This window comes from Enterobacter sp. DNB-S2 (assembly GCF_019443845.1).
Classification (GTDB): Bacteria; Pseudomonadota; Gammaproteobacteria; order Enterobacterales; family Enterobacteriaceae; genus Enterobacter; species Enterobacter asburiae_B.
The window spans coordinates 1,111,760-1,131,455 of record NZ_CP050520.1 but is presented as its reverse complement, the minus strand read 5'-3'; the positions used below and the strand labels follow the sequence as shown (position 1 = coordinate 1,131,455).

General features: G+C 55.9%; 17 protein-coding genes and 3 tRNA genes. 3 read left to right on the top strand and 17 right to left on the bottom strand.

Going from position 1 to position 19,696, the window contains the following annotated elements:
- Window positions 1-24: 24 nt before the first annotated feature.
- From rnr to nnr, 13 genes are all read right to left on the bottom strand, one after another.
- Entirely contained in the window at window positions 25-2,469 is a 2,445-nt protein-coding gene (rnr, locus tag HB664_RS05405; RefSeq protein ID WP_039261027.1) for a ribonuclease R, read from the bottom strand.
- 38 nt (window positions 2,470-2,507) lie between these two features.
- Window positions 2,508-2,933 (bottom strand): nitric oxide-sensing transcriptional repressor NsrR, encoded by a 426-nt coding sequence (gene nsrR, locus HB664_RS05400; protein ID WP_023334253.1) that lies wholly within the window; start codon window positions 2,931-2,933, stop codon window positions 2,508-2,510.
- 192 nt (window positions 2,934-3,125) lie between these two features.
- Entirely contained in the window at window positions 3,126-4,424 is a 1,299-nt protein-coding gene (locus HB664_RS05395; RefSeq protein WP_024907332.1) for an adenylosuccinate synthase, read from the bottom strand.
- A gap of 104 nt (window positions 4,425-4,528) precedes the next feature.
- A complete protein-coding gene (locus HB664_RS05390; protein ID WP_003855996.1) occupies window positions 4,529-4,726 on the bottom strand; it encodes a DUF2065 domain-containing protein in 198 nt (65 codons plus the stop codon).
- Between the two features lie 71 nt (window positions 4,727-4,797).
- Entirely contained in the window at window positions 4,798-5,802 is a 1,005-nt protein-coding gene (hflC, locus tag HB664_RS05385) for a protease modulator HflC (protein WP_023334250.1), read from the bottom strand.
- 2 nt (window positions 5,803-5,804) lie between these two features.
- A complete protein-coding gene (gene hflK / locus HB664_RS05380) occupies window positions 5,805-7,064 on the bottom strand; it encodes an FtsH protease activity modulator HflK (protein WP_023310137.1) in 1,260 nt (419 codons plus the stop codon).
- 56 nt (window positions 7,065-7,120) lie between these two features.
- Window positions 7,121-8,401: a ribosome rescue GTPase HflX gene (gene hflX, locus HB664_RS05375; RefSeq protein WP_023310136.1), complete on the bottom strand. Its 1,281-nt coding sequence runs from the start codon at window positions 8,399-8,401 to the stop codon at window positions 7,121-7,123.
- 74 nt (window positions 8,402-8,475) lie between these two features.
- The gene (gene hfq / locus HB664_RS05370) at window positions 8,476-8,787 is read right to left on the bottom strand and encodes an RNA chaperone Hfq (protein ID WP_023334248.1); all 312 of its coding nucleotides are present in this window, start codon (window positions 8,785-8,787) and stop codon (window positions 8,476-8,478) included.
- A gap of 85 nt (window positions 8,788-8,872) precedes the next feature.
- Window positions 8,873-9,823: a tRNA (adenosine(37)-N6)-dimethylallyltransferase MiaA gene (gene miaA / locus HB664_RS05365; RefSeq protein WP_033144464.1), complete on the bottom strand. Its 951-nt coding sequence runs from the start codon at window positions 9,821-9,823 to the stop codon at window positions 8,873-8,875.
- Window positions 9,816-11,660, bottom strand: coding sequence for a DNA mismatch repair endonuclease MutL (gene mutL, locus HB664_RS05360; protein WP_219940442.1), 1,845 nt, complete (start codon window positions 11,658-11,660; stop codon window positions 9,816-9,818). Before mutL ends, miaA begins: the two co-directional genes overlap by 8 nt.
- Before the next feature lie 9 nt (window positions 11,661-11,669).
- On the bottom strand, window positions 11,670-13,010 hold the full coding sequence (gene amiB, locus HB664_RS05355; protein WP_033144462.1) for an N-acetylmuramoyl-L-alanine amidase AmiB: 1,341 nt from the start codon (window positions 13,008-13,010) through the stop codon (window positions 11,670-11,672).
- Between the two features lie 16 nt (window positions 13,011-13,026).
- Window positions 13,027-13,488 carry a tRNA (adenosine(37)-N6)-threonylcarbamoyltransferase complex ATPase subunit type 1 TsaE gene (gene tsaE, locus HB664_RS05350; protein ID WP_013095283.1) on the bottom strand — a complete coding sequence of 154 codons (462 nt, stop codon included), beginning with the start codon at window positions 13,486-13,488 and terminating at the stop codon, window positions 13,027-13,029.
- Window positions 13,481-15,004, bottom strand: a complete 1,524-nt coding sequence (gene nnr / locus HB664_RS05345) for a bifunctional ADP-dependent NAD(P)H-hydrate dehydratase/NAD(P)H-hydrate epimerase (protein ID WP_219940441.1) — start codon at window positions 15,002-15,004, stop codon at window positions 13,481-13,483. Before nnr ends, tsaE begins: the two co-directional genes overlap by 8 nt.
- Here nnr and queG point away from each other — a divergent pair.
- Window positions 15,003-16,142, top strand: a complete 1,140-nt coding sequence (queG, locus tag HB664_RS05340; RefSeq protein WP_064673121.1) for a tRNA epoxyqueuosine(34) reductase QueG — start codon at window positions 15,003-15,005, stop codon at window positions 16,140-16,142. The two genes, nnr and queG, sit on opposite strands and share 2 nt — an antisense overlap.
- A 270-nt stretch (window positions 16,143-16,412) precedes the next feature.
- On the opposite strand, the gene HB664_RS05335 is transcribed toward queG, so the two are convergent.
- From HB664_RS05335 to orn, 4 genes are all read right to left on the bottom strand, one after another.
- A tRNA-Gly gene (locus HB664_RS05335) sits at window positions 16,413-16,488 on the bottom strand.
- 36 nt (window positions 16,489-16,524) lie between these two features.
- A tRNA-Gly gene (locus HB664_RS05330) sits at window positions 16,525-16,600 on the bottom strand.
- Between the two features lie 37 nt (window positions 16,601-16,637).
- Window positions 16,638-16,713, bottom strand: a tRNA-Gly gene (locus tag HB664_RS05325).
- Window positions 16,714-16,909: 196 nt separating this feature from the next.
- Complete coding sequence (gene orn / locus HB664_RS05320) at window positions 16,910-17,455, bottom strand: oligoribonuclease (protein WP_023310130.1); 546 nt, start codon at window positions 17,453-17,455, stop codon at window positions 16,910-16,912.
- 107 nt (window positions 17,456-17,562) lie between these two features.
- Here orn and rsgA point away from each other — a divergent pair, with 107 nt between their 5' ends.
- On the top strand, window positions 17,563-18,615 hold the full coding sequence (gene rsgA, locus HB664_RS05315) for a small ribosomal subunit biogenesis GTPase RsgA (protein ID WP_023334242.1): 1,053 nt from the start codon (window positions 17,563-17,565) through the stop codon (window positions 18,613-18,615).
- A gap of 97 nt (window positions 18,616-18,712) precedes the next feature.
- Window positions 18,713-19,681 carry an archaetidylserine decarboxylase gene (gene asd / locus HB664_RS05310; protein WP_033144458.1) on the top strand — a complete coding sequence of 323 codons (969 nt, stop codon included), beginning with the start codon at window positions 18,713-18,715 and terminating at the stop codon, window positions 19,679-19,681.
- The last annotated feature ends 15 nt before the right edge of the window (window positions 19,682-19,696 follow it).

The window sequence follows — 19,696 nt, the reverse complement described above, 5'->3', positions numbered from 1 at the left end:
AGAGGGTCAGGTTGAGGGGAGAATTTACTCCGCCTGCTTTTTCTTGGCCGCGCGCTTCGCTTTGGTGGCGGCAGCGATTTTCTGCGTTTTCGCGGAAGGTTTTTTCGCTGAACGAGCTTCTTTCTTCGCCGCCTTCGGCTTCTGTTTCTTCTCGCCGCGGAACGCGCTGTCCGGCTCGAAGTTTACCTTCTTGCCCGCCTGACGACGTTTACCGCCGCCCGGTTTACCGTTACCGGTTTTTTTCGCCCTTTCACGCTCGGTTTTACCGACGTTACGCGGCGCGCGCTCGCTGGAGATCAGGCTGAAGTCGATCTTACGGTCGTCCATATTCACGGCTTCGACCTTCACTTCCACACGGTCGCCCAGACGATAGGTCTGGCCGCCAGACTCGCCAATCAGGCGCTGGCCGACCTGGTCGAAGCGGTAGTAGTCGTTATCCAGGCTGGAGACGTGCACCAGACCGTCGATGAACAGCTCGTCCAGACGAACGAAGAAACCAAAGCCGGTCACGCTGGCAATCACGCCTTTAAAGACGTTACCGACCTGATCGAGCATAAAGTCACACTTCAGCCAGTCCGCCACGTCACGTGTTGCTTCATCGGCACGACGTTCGGCCATGGAGCAGTGCTGACCCAGCTGCAGCATCTCTTCCATCGAATAGTGGTAGCCACCGGTTTCGGTGGTGTTCCCTTTATGGCCCTGCTCCTGCGCCAGCAGATACTTGATCGCACGGTGCAGAGAGAGGTCAGGATAACGACGGATCGGCGACGTAAAGTGGGCGTAAGACTGCAGCGCCAGGCCAAAGTGTCCGCGGTTTTCCGGATCGTAAATCGCCTGCTTCATAGAGCGTAACAGCATCGTCTGCAGCATTTCTGCGTCAGGACGGTCGCCAATAGACTCCAGCAGCTCAGCGTAATCGCGCGGCTCTGGCTTGTTGCCCCCGGGCAGTTCCAGACCCAGTTCAGCCAGCACGGAGCGGAACGACGTAATGGCTTCCGTGGTCGGCTTATCGTGAATACGGAACAGCGCAGGCTCTTTGGCTTTTTCAACGAATCGTGCCGCCGAGATGTTCGCCAGGATCATACACTCTTCGATCAGCTTGTGCGCGTCGTTACGCTGGGTCTGCTCGATACGCTCAATGCGGCGTTCGGCGTTGAAAATGAATTTCGCTTCTTCGCTCTCAAACGAGATCCCGCCGCGCTCTTCGCGCGCCTGATCCAGCGTTTTGTAGAGGTTATGCAGCTCTTCGATGTGTTTGACCAGCGGCGCGTATTGTTCGCGCAGATCCTGGTCGCCCTGCAGCATATGCCAGACCTTGGTATAGGTCAGACGCGCGTGCGAGCTCATCACCGCTTCGTAGAACTTGTAGCCGGTTAAGCGCCCTTTGGTGGAGATGGTCATCTCGCAAACCATACAGAGGCGGTCAACCTGCGGGTTCAGGGAACACAGGCCGTTAGACAGCACTTCCGGCAGCATCGGCACGACCTGGGACGGGAAGTAGACCGAGGTACCGCGGCTGCGGGCTTCGTTATCCAGCGGGGTGTGCGGACGGACGTAATAGCTTACGTCAGCGATAGCAACCCACAGACGCCAGCCACCACCGCGTTTTTTCTCACAGTATACGGCGTCATCAAAGTCGCGGGCGTCTTCACCGTCGATAGTGACCAGCGGCAGGGAGCGCAGATCCACGCGGCCCACTTTGGATTCTTCCGGCACTTCTTCGCGCAGGCTTTCGATCTGCTCTTCAACCGCTTTCGGCCAGATGTACGGAATTTCATGGGTACGCAATGCCATATCAACGGCCATCGTGGTGCCCATGTTGTCGCCAAGCACTTCGACGATTTTACCTACCGCTTTGGTGCGACGGGTTGGGCGCTGGGTGAGTTCAACCACCACCACAAAGCCCATGCGGGCGCCCATCACCTCTTCAGGTGGGATCAGAATGTCGAAGCTCAGACGGCTGTCGTCCGGCACCACGAAGCCCACGCCCGCGTCGGTAAAGTAGCGGCCGACGATCTGGCTGGTTTTTGGCACCAGAACGCGTACCACGCGCGCTTCGCGGCGACCTTTACGGTCAGCGCCCAGCGGCTGCGCCAGGATCTGGTCGCCATGGATGCACATTTTCATCTGTTCAGATGAGAGGTACAGATCGTCCTTACGGCCTTCCACGCGCAGGAAGCCGAAGCCATCGCGGTGACCAATGACGGTCCCTTTCAGCAGATCGAGGCGTTCTGGCAGCGCGTAGCACTGGCGGCGGGTAAAGACCAGCTGCCCGTCACGCTCCATCGCGCGCAGGCGGCGGCGAAGGGCTTCAATTTGCTCTTCACCTTCAATGTTTAATTCAACGGCAAGTTCTTCACGATTGGCGGGTTTTTCGCGTTTTGTTAAGTGTTCAATGATGAACTCGCGGCTGGGAATAGGATTCGCGTATTTTTCGGCTTCGCGTTCCTGGAAAGGATCATGTGACATGTCGGTTCCTCCGTTGTCAGCTCCGGTGGAAATTTTCTTCATTCCACCAGCAATAATTTATAAAGCGGTTGATTCTCTTCAACCAAATCGGCCAGCGTGTAGTTATCCAGTTCCATGAGAAAACTTTGCACGGCCTTTGAAAGCGCCTTTTTCAGGCGGCAAGCGGGCGTGATGTGGCAGAACTCGCTGCTGCAGTTCACCAGAGACAGCGGCTCCAGTTCACGTACCACATCGCCAACACGAATACTCTGTGCCGGTTTACCGAGACGGATCCCACCATTCTTCCCGCGGACGGCAGCAACGTATCCGGCACGACTAAGTTGATTGATTATTTTGACCATATGATTACGGGATACGCCGTAGACCTCTGTCACTTCAGAGATACTGGTCATCTTCCCCTCGGGTAACGACGCCATGTAAATCAGCGCACGTAAGCCGTAATCGGTGAAACTTGTTAACTGCACATCAACCTCAGGAAAAAGGGAAAACGCGGTCAAACCGCAGAGATATTCATTAATGATGATAAACCAGCCAGATAGTTAGCGGCTAATTTATTTGACAGACGGGGCGAAAAAGCGGAGATCCAGGAGCGGTCGCCGGATGGCGCTACGCTTATCCGGCCTACGGGTCTCCCCGCAGGCCAGCAGTCACGAAGATTATGCGTCGAACGGGTCGCGCAGGATCATCGTTTCAGTACGATCCGGGCCGGTAGAAATAATATCGATCGGCACTTCGGTCAGTTCTTCAATACGCTTGATGTAATCCAGCGCCGCCTGCGGCAGGCCGCTACGCTCTTTCACACCGAAAGTGGTCTCAGACCAGCCCGGCATGGTTTCGTAGATTGGCTCAATGCCTTCCCAGTCGTCAGCAGCCAGCGGAGTGGTGGTCACTTCGCGGCCATCTGGCATACGGTAGCCTACGCAGATTTTCACTTCTTTCAGGCCGTCCAGTACGTCCAGCTTGGTCAGGCAGAAGCCAGACAGGGAGTTGATCTGCACTGCGCGACGCACTGCAACCGCATCCAGCCAGCCGGTACGACGACGACGACCGGTGGTCGCGCCAAACTCGTTACCCTGCTTGCACAGGAACTCGCCGGTTTCATCAAACAGCTCGGTCGGGAATGGACCCGCACCCACGCGAGTGGAGTACGCTTTGATGATGCCCAGTACGTAATCCACATAACGTGGACCCAGGCCAGAGCCGGTCGCCACGCCACCTGCAGTGGTGTTAGAGGACGTTACGTACGGATAGGTACCGTGGTCGATGTCCAGCAGCGTACCCTGCGCACCTTCGAACATGACGAAATCGCCACGCTTGCGCGCCTGGTCCAGCAGATCGGATACGTCAACAACCATACCGGTCAGAATGTCAGCGATCGCCATGACGTCATCCAGCACTTTCTGGTAGTCAACAGCGTCAGCTTTGTAGAAGTTCACCAGCTGGAAGTTGTGATATTCCATCACTTCTTTCAGTTTTTCAGCGAAGGTTGCTTTGTCGAAGAGGTCGCCCACGCGCAGACCGCGACGTGCAACTTTATCTTCGTAAGCCGGACCGATACCACGACCGGTGGTGCCGATCGCTTTCGCGCCGCGCGCTTTCTCACGCGCTACGTCCAGCGCCACGTGATAATCCAGGATCAGCGGGCAGGCTTCGGAGAGCAGCAGACGCTCACGAACAGGGATACCACGGTCTTCCAGACCTTTCATCTCTTTCATCAGCGCAGCAGGAGACAGCACAACGCCGTTACCGATGATGCTGGTGACGTTATCACGAAGAATGCCTGATGGAATAAGATGGAGGACGGTTTTTTCACCGTTGATTACGAGAGTATGGCCTGCGTTGTGACCGCCCTGGTAGCGTACAACATATTTAGCCCGTTCAGTCAGAAGATCAACAATCTTCCCTTTACCTTCGTCACCCCATTGGGTGCCCAGTACGACGACGTTGTTACCCATTTTTTTCAAAATCACCGTTTGCTTAAAAATGGATTCTACCATCGCTTTTTCAGATATACAGCACTTTTTGACCTCAAAATACGCCGATTGCGTCTACTTTTTGATCAGCCAATCGTTTTCCTCAACATGTAGTAGATCACGATGCCCGCAACCACAAGACCGCCGCCAAAACGACGCAAAATATTATCCGGCAGCTGACTCATCGTGGCGATCATTCGGCGCCAGGCACGCGGATAAAGCATCGGTCCAAGACCTTCCAGCACCAGGACCAAAGCCAGTGCGAGCCAGATCGTTGAATTCATTTTTATTCCTTATAAAAGAAAACCACCGCTCCGTTGGGAGCGGTGGTTTGAATACTCAAACGGGCCTGAGTTTATCGCGTTGCGTTAGTCGGCGTCTTCATATAACGGAAGAAATCGCTGTCCGGGCTGAGCACCATCACATCCTGGTTGCTCTGGAAGCTATTCTCGTAAGCGCGCAGGCTACGGATAAAGGCGTAGAAGTCAGGATCCTGGCTGAAGGCATCCGCGAACAGCTTCGCCGCTTCGGCATCGCCTTCACCGCGCAGGATACGGCCCTGTCGCTCAGATTCCGCCAGCGTCTTGGTGACTTCGTAGTCCGCTGCGGCACGCAGCTTCTCAGCCTCTTCCTGGCCCTGTGAACGGTGACGACGGGCTACCGCTTCACGCTCGGCGCGCATACGGTTGTAAATCGCCTCGGACACTTCTACTGGCAGGTTGATCTGCTTAATACGCACGTCAACCACTTCGATACCCAGCGCAGCCATACTGTTCGGGTTGATCACCGGCACTTTACCGTTGGTCTCCGCCTGAACGCGTTCAGCCGCTTTGGCAATCGCATCATCTGCTGCCGGCGTTGAAACTTCGTCTTCAGTGCCCGCTGTACCGGAGTTCAGCGCATCGCGAACTTCCAGGGTCAGACGACCACGGGAGTCGGTCACGATGTCTTTCACATCCAGACGACCAATCTCGGAACGCAGACGGTCAGAGAACTTACGTTTCAGCAGCACTTCTGCCTGAGAAACGTCGCCGCCGCCCGTTGCCAGGAAGTAACGGCTGAAATCGCTGATGCGCCATTTGATATAGGAATCAACGATCAGGTCTTTCTTCTCTTTGGTCACGAAACGGTCGGCCTGGTTATCCATGGTCTGGATACGCGCATCAAGCGTTTTCACGGACTGAATAAACGGTACCTTGAAGTGCAGACCCGGCTCGTAAATCACCGGGCGTTTGTCGCCATCACGCACGACGCTGCTGAACTGGAACTTGATCCCACGCTCGCCTTCTTTCACCACAAAGATCGAGGTATAAAGCGCGACCAGTACGATGACGATGATCGCAATAACTGACTTACGCATCCTTATTCCCCCTGACGCTGGTAGTCGTTACGCTGCGCGTTAGCACGGCGTTGGTCCATAATGTCACCATCGTTCGAAGAAGGCGTTGTGTTCGTGCTGGCGCTGCCTGTTGAGGCTGGCGGCAGACGCAGCAGGTTGTTCGCGCCGCTGGTGTCGCCTTTCGCTGCTGGTGCAGAACCGCCTTTCAGCATCTGATCCAGCGGCAGAACCATCAGGTTTCCGCCTTTACTGTCGTTAACCAACACTTTGCGGGTGTGGCTCAGCACTTTTTCCATGGTCTCGATATAGAGACGCTCACGGGTAATTTCCGGTGCCGCTTTATATTCCGGCAGGATTTTCGCGAAGCGGGCCACTTCACCCTGAGCTTCCAGGATGGTCTGCGTCTTATACGCGCGCGCTTCTTCCAGAATACGCTGCGCCTGACCGTTAGCGCGTGGCTGAACTTCGTTGGTGTACGCTTCTGCTTCACGGATGTACTGCTGTTCGTTTTCACGGGCAGCAATCGCATCGTCAAATGCGGCTTTCACCTCTTCCGGCGGACGCGCAGCCTGGAAGTTGACGTCCAGCAGGGTAATACCCATGTTGTACGGACGAATGGTCTCTTCCAGCTCGCGCTGGGTATCGCTACGAATAACGGTACGACCTTCGGTCAGAATACGGTCCATGGTGTATTTACCGATCACACCGCGCAGGGCGCTGTCGGTCGCCTGACGCAGGCTGTCATCGGCGCTGGTCACGCTAAACAGATAACGCTCAGGATCGGTCACGCGGTACTGCACGTTCATCTCAACGCGCACCACGTTTTCGTCAGAGGTCAGCATCACGCCAGAGGCGGCCAGTTCACGGACGGATTCCACGTTTACCGCGGTCACATCGTCAATGAAGGTCGGCTTCCAGTTCAGACCCGGCTCAACCAGATGGCTGAACTTACCGAAACGGGTGACTACGCCGCGTTCTGCTTCTTTAATGGTGTAGAACCCGCTGGCTGCCCAGATGATGACTACCGCAGCGGCCACGATGCCCACTACGCGGCCACCCATTGGCGGGCGCGAACTCTGAGTGGAATTGCCACCCGAGCCAGAACCTTTTCCTCCGCCAAGGCCACCAAGCTTCTTGCTCAGTTTGCGGAAGATATCATCCAGATCCGGCGGCCCCTGCTCGCGACCACCTTTGTTGCCATTTCCCTCAGAGTTGCCGCCAGGTTTGCTGCTTCCCCACGGGTCGCGGTCTTGTCCGTTATTACCGGGCTGATTCCACGCCATGTATATGCTCCATATTTGTTATGCAAGGGCGAATTATTCAGGCATCCCCTTTCTGATCAGACGATGTAGTCGACCAGCGCAGGTTCTTGTTTACAGAGGCGACGCCAGTCAACGATCGGCATACGCACCTGCATCCCCACGCTGCCGTCATCCTCCATCCACTCTTTTTCTATCGCCTGAAGCTGATAAAACCGGCTGCGCAGCCTGCCTTCCTGTGGCGGCAGTCGCAGCGTGTGCTGAGCTACCTCACCGGAAAGACGTTCTGTCAAAGCCTGGAAAAGCAGTGGCACACCAATACCGGTCTGGGCAGAAAGCCAGACCCGAATCGGTTTGTTTTCTTCATCTCTGTCGATACGCGGTTCGAAATCGTCCAGCATATCGATCTTATTCATGACCAACAGCGTTGGGATCTCGTGGGCGTCGATCTCTTCGAGCACCACGTTCACCGCGTCGATGTTCTCCTGCACGCGCACGTCTGCCGCATCAATCACGTGCAGCAGCAGAGTCGCCTGTCGCGTCTCCTGCAGGGTGGCTTTAAACGCCGCCACCAGGTCATGCGGCAGGTGGCGGATAAACCCTACGGTATCCGCCAGCACCGTTTCACCGACGTCTGCAACGTCAATACGGCGCAGCGTAGGGTCCAGGGTCGCAAACAGCTGGTCTGCGGCATACACCTGGGCCTCGGTTATCTGGTTAAACAGGGTGGATTTACCGGCGTTGGTATAGCCCACCAGCGACACCGTCGGGATGTCGGCTTTGGTTCGCGCCCGACGCCCCTGTTCACGCTGTTTCTCTACACGTTCCAGACGTGAAAGGATCTGGGTAATTCGGCCACGCAGCAAACGACGGTCGGTTTCGAGCTGGGTTTCACCCGGGCCGCGCAAACCAATCCCGCCTTTTTGTCTTTCAAGGTGTGTCCAGCCACGCACCAGACGCGTTGCCAGATGGCGCAGCTGCGCCAGCTCAACCTGCAGTTTCCCTTCGTGGGTACGTGCACGCTGAGCAAAAATATCTAAAATCAAACCCGTGCGATCGATAACACGGCATTCGCAAAGGGCTTCCAGGTTGCGCTCCTGGGCTGGAGACAGCGCATGATCAAACAACACGACTGACGCGCCGGTTGCTTTTACGGCATCCGCAATTTCGACTGCTTTACCTTCACCAACAAAATACTTTGGGTGCGGCGCTTTACGGCTACCGGTAATCACCTGCATTGCTTCGACACCGGCGGAAGAGACCAGAGATTCAAACTCCTGGAGGTCTTCCATATCTTTGTCTTGCGAAAAATAGATGTGTACCAGCACCGCCTGCTCACCGGCATCATAACGGTCAAACAAGCGTAAACCTCTCTAAAAAGATCAGCGGGGAACGCAGGATCCCTGGCTCCCCGTGTGGATAACAGTGCGAAACCTTATTCGGTCTCGTCGCTGTCCTGCGCCGGCGTTGAAGAACCCTGCGCGCTGCTGCCATGATGGTAGTTACTACCAGTGCCGCCGCCAGCGTTATTGCTGTGATGAGATACCGGACGGGACGGAACAACAGTAGAAATAGCGTGCTTGTAGACCATCTGACTGACCGTGTTTTTCAACAGAATCACAAACTGATCGAAAGACTCAATCTGACCTTGCAGCTTAATACCATTCACCAAATAAATAGAAACTGGAACACGTTCCCGACGCAATGCGTTCAGGAACGGATCTTGTAAAGATTGCCCCTTAGCCATTCTATCTTTTCCTTATATGCTTGTTTTGTACTTAGAACCTTGCGATTCTGAAAAATTGCGCACGATACGTCTCAATTGTACACATTCAGTGAGCGATATCACCAACAACCTCAATCACTTCGTTTAACGCCTGTTGCGGTTTTTCACTGTCTAACCAGTGAACCCCCTCCCAACCGCGCAACCAGGTGATCTGGCGCTTCGCTAACTGTCTCGTGGCGCAAACACCTCTATAAACCATTTCATCGTATGAAATCTCACCTTCAAGATACGACCACATCTGGCGGTATCCCACACAACGAATGGAAGGCATGTCCGTATGCAAATCTCCACGGGCAAATAGCGCCCGCACTTCTGCTTCAAAATCTGAAGCTAACATCTGATGAAAACGCTGCTCAATTCGCTGATGGAGCAGTTCACGGCTCGCCGGGGCGATGGCGAACTGATGCACCTGATACGGCAGAGCGTCTCCTGACGTTTGCGTCAGTTCCGTTAAAGTTTTACCCGAAATGAAAAAAACTTCCAGTGCCCGGGAAAGCCTTTGCGGATCATTTGGATGGATCCGTGCTGCAGCAACCGGGTCAATCTCCGCCAGTTGCTGATGCAAAACGTCCCAACCCAGCTCTGCCGCCTGCTGCTCAATTTTCGCTCTTATTTCCGGATCCGCGGATGGCAGAGGTGACAACCCCTCCAGCAACGCCTTGAAATAGAGCATGGTTCCGCCAACCAACAGCGGTATACGTCCCGCCGCCGTTATCTCGGCCATCTCGGCTAAGGCATCCCGGCGGAAATCCGCTGCGGAGTACGCCTGAGCCGGGTCGAGAATATCCAGCAAACGGTGCGGTGCCGCACGCAACTCTTCTGCGTCAGGCTTCGCCGTGCCGATGTCCATCCCCCGGTAGATGAGGGCGGAGTCGACGCTAATCAACTCTACAGGCAAAACTTTACGCAACTCAATGGCTAGCGCCGTTTTGCCGGAGGCCGTTGGGCCCATTAAAAAAATTGCCTTAGGCAGGCTCGCCTTACTTGCGTCAATCATGTTTCAGGGCGTTCATCGCCGTTTGTAAATCAACAGGTTGTAATAACCCACCCGGCGGCGTTTTCACCAGATGCGGACAGAGGCGTTCTACCTCCGCCAGCACGCTAATGGCCTGCGCCATACTCCACGGCGCGTGTTCGCTTGCCAGATGGCGGGCGATCCACTGCGCGGTGTTGGCGGCATCAAACGATGTTTGCTGCGCCAGGTAGCCTATCAGTTCAGGAATCAAGTTTTGTAAATTTTGTTGGCGTAAGGGTAAAGGCACTGCACGAATTGTCACATGTTGTGGTTCGAGCACAGTTTCAATACCCATTTGCGCCAGCTGCGGCTCTGCGCGCTGCAATACACTTGTTTCTTCAGGGGATATTTTCAGGCGAACCGGAATTAAGAGCGGCTGCGCGCAGGCTGCATTTTCACCTGGCGTGAGCTGCACCTGCTTGAGCCAGCGTTCGGCGACCGGCAGTGCCAGAAGCATCAATTTGCCGTCACGTTCAAGCAGTGCCATATCCGGCGCGATAATCGTCAGCACCCGGCCAAAACTTTGGCTATGGCCGTCCAGAGAAGGCTGAGCGGCGGGAATGTGCTCTTTTCGCTCCACGGCGGGCGTTTCCAGCAGCTTGCGGTACAACGCTCCCTGCTGCTTCTGATAGCCCGGCTGGGCATTCGGGTAGTTCGCGCCCGTTGGACGCGGTGCGCTCCCGGCCTGGGAGAAACGCGGAGCTTCCGGTTCACGCGCGACGGCAGGCTCAGCAAAATGGTTGCGCCCTGCCGCTACACGGTTTTCAGGCAGCGGACGCGGCGCAGGGGCGTCCTTCTCCAGCGGCAGAGTTGGCGCTGCCTGCTGCTGCAACACGGCGGCCACGCCCTGATAAATGAAGTCGTGAACCAGACGCGACTGGTGGAAACGCACCTCATGCTTGGCAGGATGAACGTTTACATCCACCTGATGGGGGTCGATTTCCAGATAAAGGACGAAAGCTGGCTGCTGATCGGCCCCGAGTTTGTCTTCGCAGGCCTGGCGAATCGCGTGATTGATGAGACGATCGCGCATCATGCGCCCGTTCACGTAGCAATACTGAATTTCAGAGAACGCAGCACTGCTCGCGTTTGGATCGGCAACCCAGCCGCGTAAAGCCAGATCGCCGTGCTGCCACTCAATGGCCAGAGCCTGTTCCAGAAACGGCGTCCCGCAGATAGCGCCCAGGCGACGCTCTTTCTGTCCACCTTCCGCCACCGCGCGGTACTGGCGCATCACCTTACCGTTATGGCTAAGGTTGATGGCGACATCGAATCGGGCGAGCGCGATACGGCGAATGATCTCGTCGATATGGCCGAACTCGGTCTTCTCGGTACGCATAAACTTGCGTCGGGCGGGGGTGTTGTAGAACAGATCCAGGACTTCCAGCGTCGTGCCGACAGGGTGCGCCGCGGGTTTGACCGTCACATCCATATCGCGCCCTTCGGCGTAAGCCTGCCAGGCTTCCTGCTGTTCAGCGGTACGGGAGGTCAGCGTTAAGCGCGAAACGGAGCTGATACTGGCCAGCGCTTCGCCGCGAAAACCGAGGCTAATAATCGCTTCCAGATCGTCCAGAGAGGCGATTTTACTGGTGGCGTGACGAGCCAGCGCCAGCGCCAGCTCCTCTTTTTTAATGCCACAGCCGTTGTCGCGAATACGGATAAGCTTCGCGCCACCGCGTTCGATATCAATATCGATGCGGGTTGCGCCCGCATCGAGGCTGTTTTCCACCAGCTCCTTCACCACCGACGCAGGGCGTTCCACCACCTCACCGGCGGCGATTTGGTTCGCGAGCTGCGGCGGTAGAACCTGAATCGGCATGAATGCTCCTTAGTTGGTCGCGGTCATCTCACCCGGCAGCGCTGCGCTGGCCGTCTGTGCTGAGCCGCTCTGCGGCGCAGACTGCAGAGGATGCGCCTCAAAATATTTACGTAAACCGTTATAAATCGCTTCGGCAATTTGCTGCTGGTAACTGTCGCTTCCCAACAGACGCTCTTCACCGTTGTTACTGATAAAGCCCGTCTCTACAAGGATGGACGGAATATCCGGGGAGCGCAGAACGCCGAGGCTTGCATGTTCCGGACGGCGCTTATGCAGCACGCCAACGCTTTGCAGCTGGTTCAATACGTTAGTGGCGACATCATACCCGACGCGCTGCGAATGACCGAACTGTAAATCCAGCACCGCCTGGCTGAGGTACGGATCGGACTGGCTGTTCGCCAGCACGTCGCCCGCGCCGCCTAACAGTTCAGACTGCTTCTCGTGCTCTTCCAGCCAGTTGGCCATTTCGCTGTTAGCGCGACGGTTCGACAGCACCCAAACCGAGGCGCCGGTGGCGCTACGATTCGGTGCGGCGTCCGCATGAATAGAGACCAGGAAGTTCGCGTTTTGCTTACGCGCCACGTCCGAGCGTCCCATTACGGAGATAAAGTAGTCCCCGTCGCGGGTCAACACGCCTTTAAACATGGGGTCGTCATTGAGTAGCGAACGCAGTTTACGCGCGATAGCGATAGTGACGTTTTTCTCTCGCGTGCCGCCAGGGCCAATCGCCCCCGGGTCTTCCCCGCCGTGGCCCGCATCAATGGCGATAATCACTTTGTCACCGCTGACCGTCGCGCGTCGCGCGCTGGCCGCCGGACGCGTCACCGTATTGCTGCTGGTTGCCGCAGTAATACGATCGTTCTGCGATTTAAACGGATTACGCGCAGGTTCAGAAGGACGCGGCGTATACACCGGTTCTTCCACGCGCTTCGCTACGACCGGCGGCGGTGGAGGCGGTGGCGGCGCGTCGGCATTGATGGTAAACACCACCGTATAGTTCGCCCCGTTTTGCTGCTTCACCGCCTTCGTTTTGCCCTTTTCGGTCAGATCAACCACCAGGCGTAACGACTGGCTATCCTGCGGCGTTCCCGAACGGATACTTTTCACCAGATTATTACCGCTGAACCGCAGCGGTAACCCCTGGATCACGCCTGTTTGTTTGATATCCAGCGCCACGCTGTGGCTGTCTGGCTGTGAGAACGCATATTCAGGATCGCCCATAAAGCTGAACGTGATCCGGGCCTGGCTTTCGCCGTTTGATACCTGAATATCTGAGAGGTTTGCCGCCCCGGCCTGCGCGCACAGCAGCACGGTGGCAGCCAACAACCAACCTTTAACGCGATTTATCATCCCGTCATCCCTACGCTTAACCGGCCAGTCGCGCCAGTAAGGAACTGCCTGATGAGGAAACAGCACTGATGCGCGCCTCACGCCCTTGTGCCTGGTAATCTAAGTGAATTTCGACATCCGGGTCAGGCAGCACACCCGCACCTTGTTGCGGCCACTCCACCAGGCAAATGGCGTCGTTGGCAAAATAATCACGGATCCCCATAAATTCCAGCTCCTCAGGATCCGCAAGGCGGTATAAATCGAAGTGATACACCATGAGATTTTCAAGGGTGTACGGTTCTACCAGCGTGTAGGTTGGGCTTTTCACATTCCCGTTATGCCCTAACGCCTGCAAAAAACCCCGGCTGAAGGTGGTTTTACCCGCACCTAAATCACCATACAGATAAATGACGGTTGCCCCCTGACAGGCCTGCGCCACGCGCTTGCCGAGTTCTAAAGTGGCTTGTTCATCAGGTAAAGGAATCGCTCGATTAGTCATTTTCTACGTCAATCACATCCGGGTTAACAACACGCCGCAGCGTGCAAAAAAGATCGGTGGCCAGCATGCCGCGTGTACCGTAACGCGCGGCCAGTTTATCCGCCGCGACACCGTGGGCCACGCAGCCCGCGCAGGCTGCATCATAAAGGGGAAGTTTCTGTCCAAGCAATGCGCCAATGATGCCGGAAAGCACATCGCCCATGCCGCCGCTTGCCATGCCCGCATTTCCGGCATCAATAATGCCCTGCGTCTCGTCACTGGCGACAACGGTTCCAGCCCCTTTCAAAACAGCAACACCTCCGTAACGTTTTACCAGACGCTGAGCAGAAAGTAAGCGATCGCTTTCAATTTCTGCCACGCTGCAGTTAAGCAGGCGCGCGGCTTCGCCGGGGTGTGGCGTCAGAATGCGATTGTGACGCTTATCGGGGGTTAATGCCAGAAGGTTAAGCGCGTCGGCATCCCACAGCATCGGTTTACGAAAATTCTCGACCTTTTGCAGGGCCTGTTTGCCCCATGCCTGCTGCCCAAGCCCGGGGCCGATCACCACCACGTCCGCCCATTCCAGGCTTTCTTCAAGCGACTGAGGCGTAAGCTCATGGACCATCAGCTCCGGTCGGGCCGTAACGATCGGCGCAATATTCTCAATGCGAGTGAGTACTCGCACTAATCCGGCACCGCAGCGCAGGGCCGCTTCGCCGGTCATGCGAATTGCACCTGCCGTACCATGGTCGCCGCCAATAATCACCAGCCTACCGTGATCGCCCTTATGGGACGTCTGCCGGCGCGGCGGGAGCCACGCCGCAAGCTGCGAAGCATCAAAACGCGCGAGGTGCGTTTCCTGCCCGGACAGCCAGCTCTCCAGCCCCAGCGCATGGTGGTGCAGCACGCCAACAACGTCTCGTGCTTTACCGGTCAGTAGCCCCGGCTTGAGGGCGATGAAGGTTACCGTATGTGCAGCCTGAATGACCGCCCCCGGCGTCGCGCCGGTTTGTGCAATCAGGCCAGAGGGAATATCCAGGGCAATTACCGGCGCGGAATGTCTGTTAGCGTGTTCAATAAGGGCGGCAATGTTCTCGCGAGGCGCACTGCGTAGCCCGGTACCCAGCAGACCGTCAACAATCAGATCCACCTCTTCCGGCCAGACGATATCAGGCGCATGAATCACGCCGCCTGCGTTAAGCCACGCCTCCCGCGCCCCGCTGGCCTCTTCCGGCAGCGGTTTATCACTCTCCAGGGCCAGCAACGTCACGCGGATACCTGCCGCAACCGCGAGACGGGCGACGACGTAGCCGTCGCCGCCGTTATTGCCGTGACCGCACAGAATCAGCCAGTGGGCGGCCTGAGGGTACGCGCTGCGGGCAACGTTAAACGCCGCCTCCCCCGCGCGCAGCATCAGTTCATAAAGGGTAATCCCGAGGCTGTCTGCGGCCTCTTTTTCGGCGCGCCGGAGGTCATCCGCATGCCAGATGGAATGTGGTATACTTGTGGGGTTTTTCTTCACCGTATGGTCCGTCATGTCACAGCCCCTCGATCTCAATGAATTAGCGCAAAAAATAAAACAGTGGGGTGCTGAGCTTGGCTTCCAGAAGGTGGGCATTACCGATACCGACCTTTCCGCCAGCGAGCCAAAACTGCAGGCCTGGCTGGACAAACAATACCACGGCGAAATGGAGTGGATGGCGCGTCATGGCATGATGCGCGCCCGCCCTCACGAGCTTTTGCCGGGCACGTTACGCGTCATCAGCGTGCGCATGAATTATCTGCCCGCCAACGCGGCCTTTGCGCGCACGCTAAAAAATCCCTCTCTGGGTTACGTCAGCCGGTACGCCCTGGGACGTGATTACCATAAGCTCTTGCGTAACCGTTTAAAAAAACTCGGGGAAACTATTCAGCAGCACTGTGTTTCGCTGAATTTTAGACCCTTTGTCGATTCTGCGCCTATTCTTGAGCGCCCGATCGCCGAAAAAGCCGGGCTTGGCTGGACAGGTAAGCACTCACTTATCCTTAGCCGCGATGCCGGATCGTTCTTCTTCCTGGGTGAACTGCTGATTGATTTACCGCTGCCGGTAGACGGCCCGGTAGAAGAAGGCTGCGGACGCTGCGTGGCCTGCATGACCATCTGCCCGACGGGTGCCATCGTCGAGCCTTACACCGTTGATGCGCGCCGCTGCATCTCCTACCTCACTATCGAACTGGAAGGGGCCATTCCAGAGGAATTTCGACCGCTTATCGGCAACCGCATCTACGGCTGCGACGACTGCCAGCTGATCTGCCCGTGGAACCGCTATTCGCAGCTCACGGACGAAGAGGATTTCAGCCCGCGTAAGGCGCTGCATGCGCCGCAGCTGGTTGAGTTATTCGCCTGGACCGAAGCCTGGTTCCTGAAAGTGACGGAAGGTTCGGCCATTCGCCGTATCGGTCATCTGCGCTGGCTGCGTAATGTTGCCGTCGCGCTGGGTAATGCCCCGTGGGATGAAGCGAATATTCGGGCGCTTGAAAGCCGTAAAGGTGAGCACCCACTTCTTGATGAACACATAGAATGGGCGATTGCGCAGCAAATAGAGAAGCGTAATGCCTGCACGATCGAGGTGCAGCTACCGAAGAAACAGCGTCTGGTGCGGGTGATTGAAAAAGGGCTTACGCGGGATGCCTGAACTATTCACAGCCTGTGAATAAAATTACAAACTCAAGCGCCATCTGGGCTGGAGAAGAGGTCAAGTGATCTCAATAACATTTTGAAATGAAAATTTATTTAATAAATACAGTGCGTTACAAAGATATTATTCACCCTGCTAAGTTTTAACCCTGTTACGGTTAAGCGTAGTTTCTGTGGATAACTCTGTTCACAAGAGTATTTCAGAGACAATACAAAACGTCCCCAACGACTCTTTTCGCTGTGGATATTTTAGAGATTAAGAAGAATTTGGAGCGGGAAACGAGACTCGAACTCGCGACCCCGACCTTGGCAAGGTCGTGCTCTACCAACTGAGCTATTCCCGCTTGGGTGGTCCGTGCTTTAGAAGCACTTTCAAATTTTGGAGCGGGAAACGAGACTCGAACTCGCGACCCCGACCTTGGCAAGGTCGTGCTCTACCAACTGAGCTATTCCCGCTTGGGTGGTCCGTGCTTTGGAAGCACTTTTCAAATTTTGGAGCGGGAAACGAGACTCGAACTCGCGACCCCGACCTTGGCAAGGTCGTGCTCTACCAACTGAGCTATTCCCGCAAATCTGCACTGCTTTTGTTGCTGTCGTAACGTGTAATTCTCTGTCGTTACGGGAGGCGCATTATACGAGAAATCCTTTTAGCTGCAACCCCCCTTAAAGCGATTTTTTCGAAATTAAGTTCAAATGCTTAATTAATCGGCAAGCTGAACAATTTAACGACAAAAACCCGGCCACGCAAGGCGCCGGATCGCAAAATCACAGCTTAATAAAGTTTTCGCGGTAGTAGGAAAGCTCCGCCACAGACTCACGGATATCGTCCATCGCCTGGTGAGTCCCCTGCTTTTTGAAGCCGTCGAGGATTTCAGGCTTCCAGCGACGCGCCAGCTCTTTCAGAGTGCTGACATCCAGATAGCGGTAGTGGAAATATGACTCCAGCTCCGGCATGTACTTAAACAGGAAACGGCGATCCTGGCCGATGCTATTCCCACAGATAGGCGATTTGCCTGCCGGAACCCACTGTTTCAGGAACTCAAGTGTCGCCAGCTCCGCCTCGCGATCGCCGAACGTGCTAGCCTTCACGCGCTCTACCAGGCCACTGCCGGTGTGGGTGCGCACGTTCCATTCATCCATCAAAGCCAGCTGGTCGTCGGACTGATGCACCGCAATCGTTGGCCCTTCAGCCAGGATATTCAGGTTAGCGTCCGTCACCAGCGTTGCAATTTCAATGATGCGATCGCGCTCGGGATCCAGCCCGGTCATTTCGAGATCGATCCAAATCAGGTTGTTTTCATCCGCGCTCATGTTATTTTCCACCCTTCTCGCATAACCGGCAGTAGCAGGTTAACTAGTATTAATTAGAGTGTATCATAGAGGTTTTGCCCTTTACGGGCGACCAGGAGCCAGCGCGATTGAGTAAAAATAAACTCTCCAAAGGGCAGCAGCGCCGCGTAAACGCCAACCACCAGCGCCGTCTTAAAACCACTTCGGAGAAGCCGGATTATGACGACAACCTGTTTGGTGAAGCGACAGAAGGCGTAGTTATCAGCCGTTTCGGTATGCATGCCGATGTCGAATCCGCCGACGGGGATATCCACCGTTGCAATATCCGTCGCACCATCCGTTCACTGGTTACCGGCGATCGCGTGGTCTGGCGACCGGGTAAAGAGGCGGCGGAAGGCGTTACGGTAAAAGGTATCGTTGAAGCGGTTCATGAGCGCACGTCCGTGTTAACCCGTCCCGATTTCTACGACGGGGTCAAACCTATTGCCGCCAACATTAACCAGATCGTCATTGTTTCGGCGATTTTGCCCGAACTTTCGCTCAACATTATCGACCGATATCTCGTCGCCTGCGAAACGCTGCAGGTTGAACCGATTATCGTGTTGAACAAAATCGATCTGCTGGATGACGACGGTATGGCCTTCGTGAATGAGCAGATGGATATCTACCGCAAGATTGGTTACCGCGTGCTGATGGTCTCCAGCCACACCAAAGATGGCCTTAAACCGCTGGAAGAGGCGCTGACCGACCGCATCAGCATCTTTGCGGGCCAGTCCGGCGTAGGTAAATCGAGCCTGCTGAACAACCTGCTCGGCCTCCAGCAAGAGATCCTGACCAACGATGTGTCCAACGTCTCTGGCCTGGGCCAGCACACCACCACCGCCTCGCGTCTGTATCATTTCCCGCACGGCGGCGACGTGATCGACTCCCCCGGGGTGCGTGAGTTCGGTTTGTGGCACCTTGAGCCGGAACAAATCTTTAACGGATTTGTCGAATTCCATGATTATTTAGGCGCCTGTAAATACCGCGACTGTAAGCACGATAACGACCCAGGCTGCGCTATCCGTGAAGCGGTTGAGAAAGGCGAGATCGCGGAAACCCGCTTCGAGAATTACCACCGCATTCTTGAGAGCATGGAAGACGTAAAAACGCGTAAAAACTTTTCTGATTCTGATAACTGACAACTAAGCTAAGCATCGCTAAAATCGTCCCCCTTTTTCAGGTTCCGGCGGCTTAACGCCGGATCAGGAACGACAAAACAATGGCCTGGAGGCTACCTTGTTAAACGCATTTAAACTTTCGCTTCAATACATTCTGCCAAAACTGTGGCTCACTCGCCTGGCGGGCTGGGGCGCAAGCAAACGCGCGGGCTGGCTGACCAAACTGGTCATCGACCTTTTCGTAAAATATTACAAGGTCGATATGAAAGAGGCGCAGAAGCCGGATACCGCCAGCTACCGCACCTTCAACGAGTTCTTCGTACGCCCGCTGCGTGACGAAGTGCGCCCGCTGAACACCGACCCTAACGTCCTGGTGATGCCGGCAGACGGCGTGATCAGCCAGTTGGGTAATATCGAAGACGACAAAATCCTGCAGGCGAAGGGCCATAACTACAGTCTGGAAGCGCTGCTGGCGGGTAACTACCTGATGGCGGATCTGTTCCGCAACGGAACGTTTGCCACCACCTATCTGTCACCGCGCGACTACCATCGCGTGCACATGCCGTGTAACGGTATCCTGCGTGAAATGATTTACGTCCCGGGCGACCTGTTCTCCGTAAACCACCTGACCGCGCAGAACGTGCCGAACCTGTTTGCCCGTAACGAGCGCGTCATCTGTCTGTTCGATACTGAATTTGGCCCTATGGCACAGATTCTGGTCGGTGCGACCATCGTAGGCAGCATCGAAACCGTCTGGGCGGGCACCATCACCCCACCGCGCGAAGGCGTGATCAAACGCTGGACCTGGCCTGCCGGTGAAGCGGAAGGCTCGGTGGCCCTGCTGAAAGGTCAGGAGATGGGTCGCTTCAAGCTGGGCTCTACCGTAATCAACCTGTTTGCGCCGGGCAAAGTGAAGCTGGCTGAACAGCTCGAAAGCCTGTCGGTCACCAAACTGGGCCAGCCGCTGGCGGTCTCTACCGAAACCTTCGTTACGCCGGATGCAGAACCAGCGCCGCTACCGCAGGAAGAGATCAACGCCGAGCACGACGCCAGCCCGCTGGTTGACGACAAAAAAGACGAAGGCTAACAACAGAAGGATCGC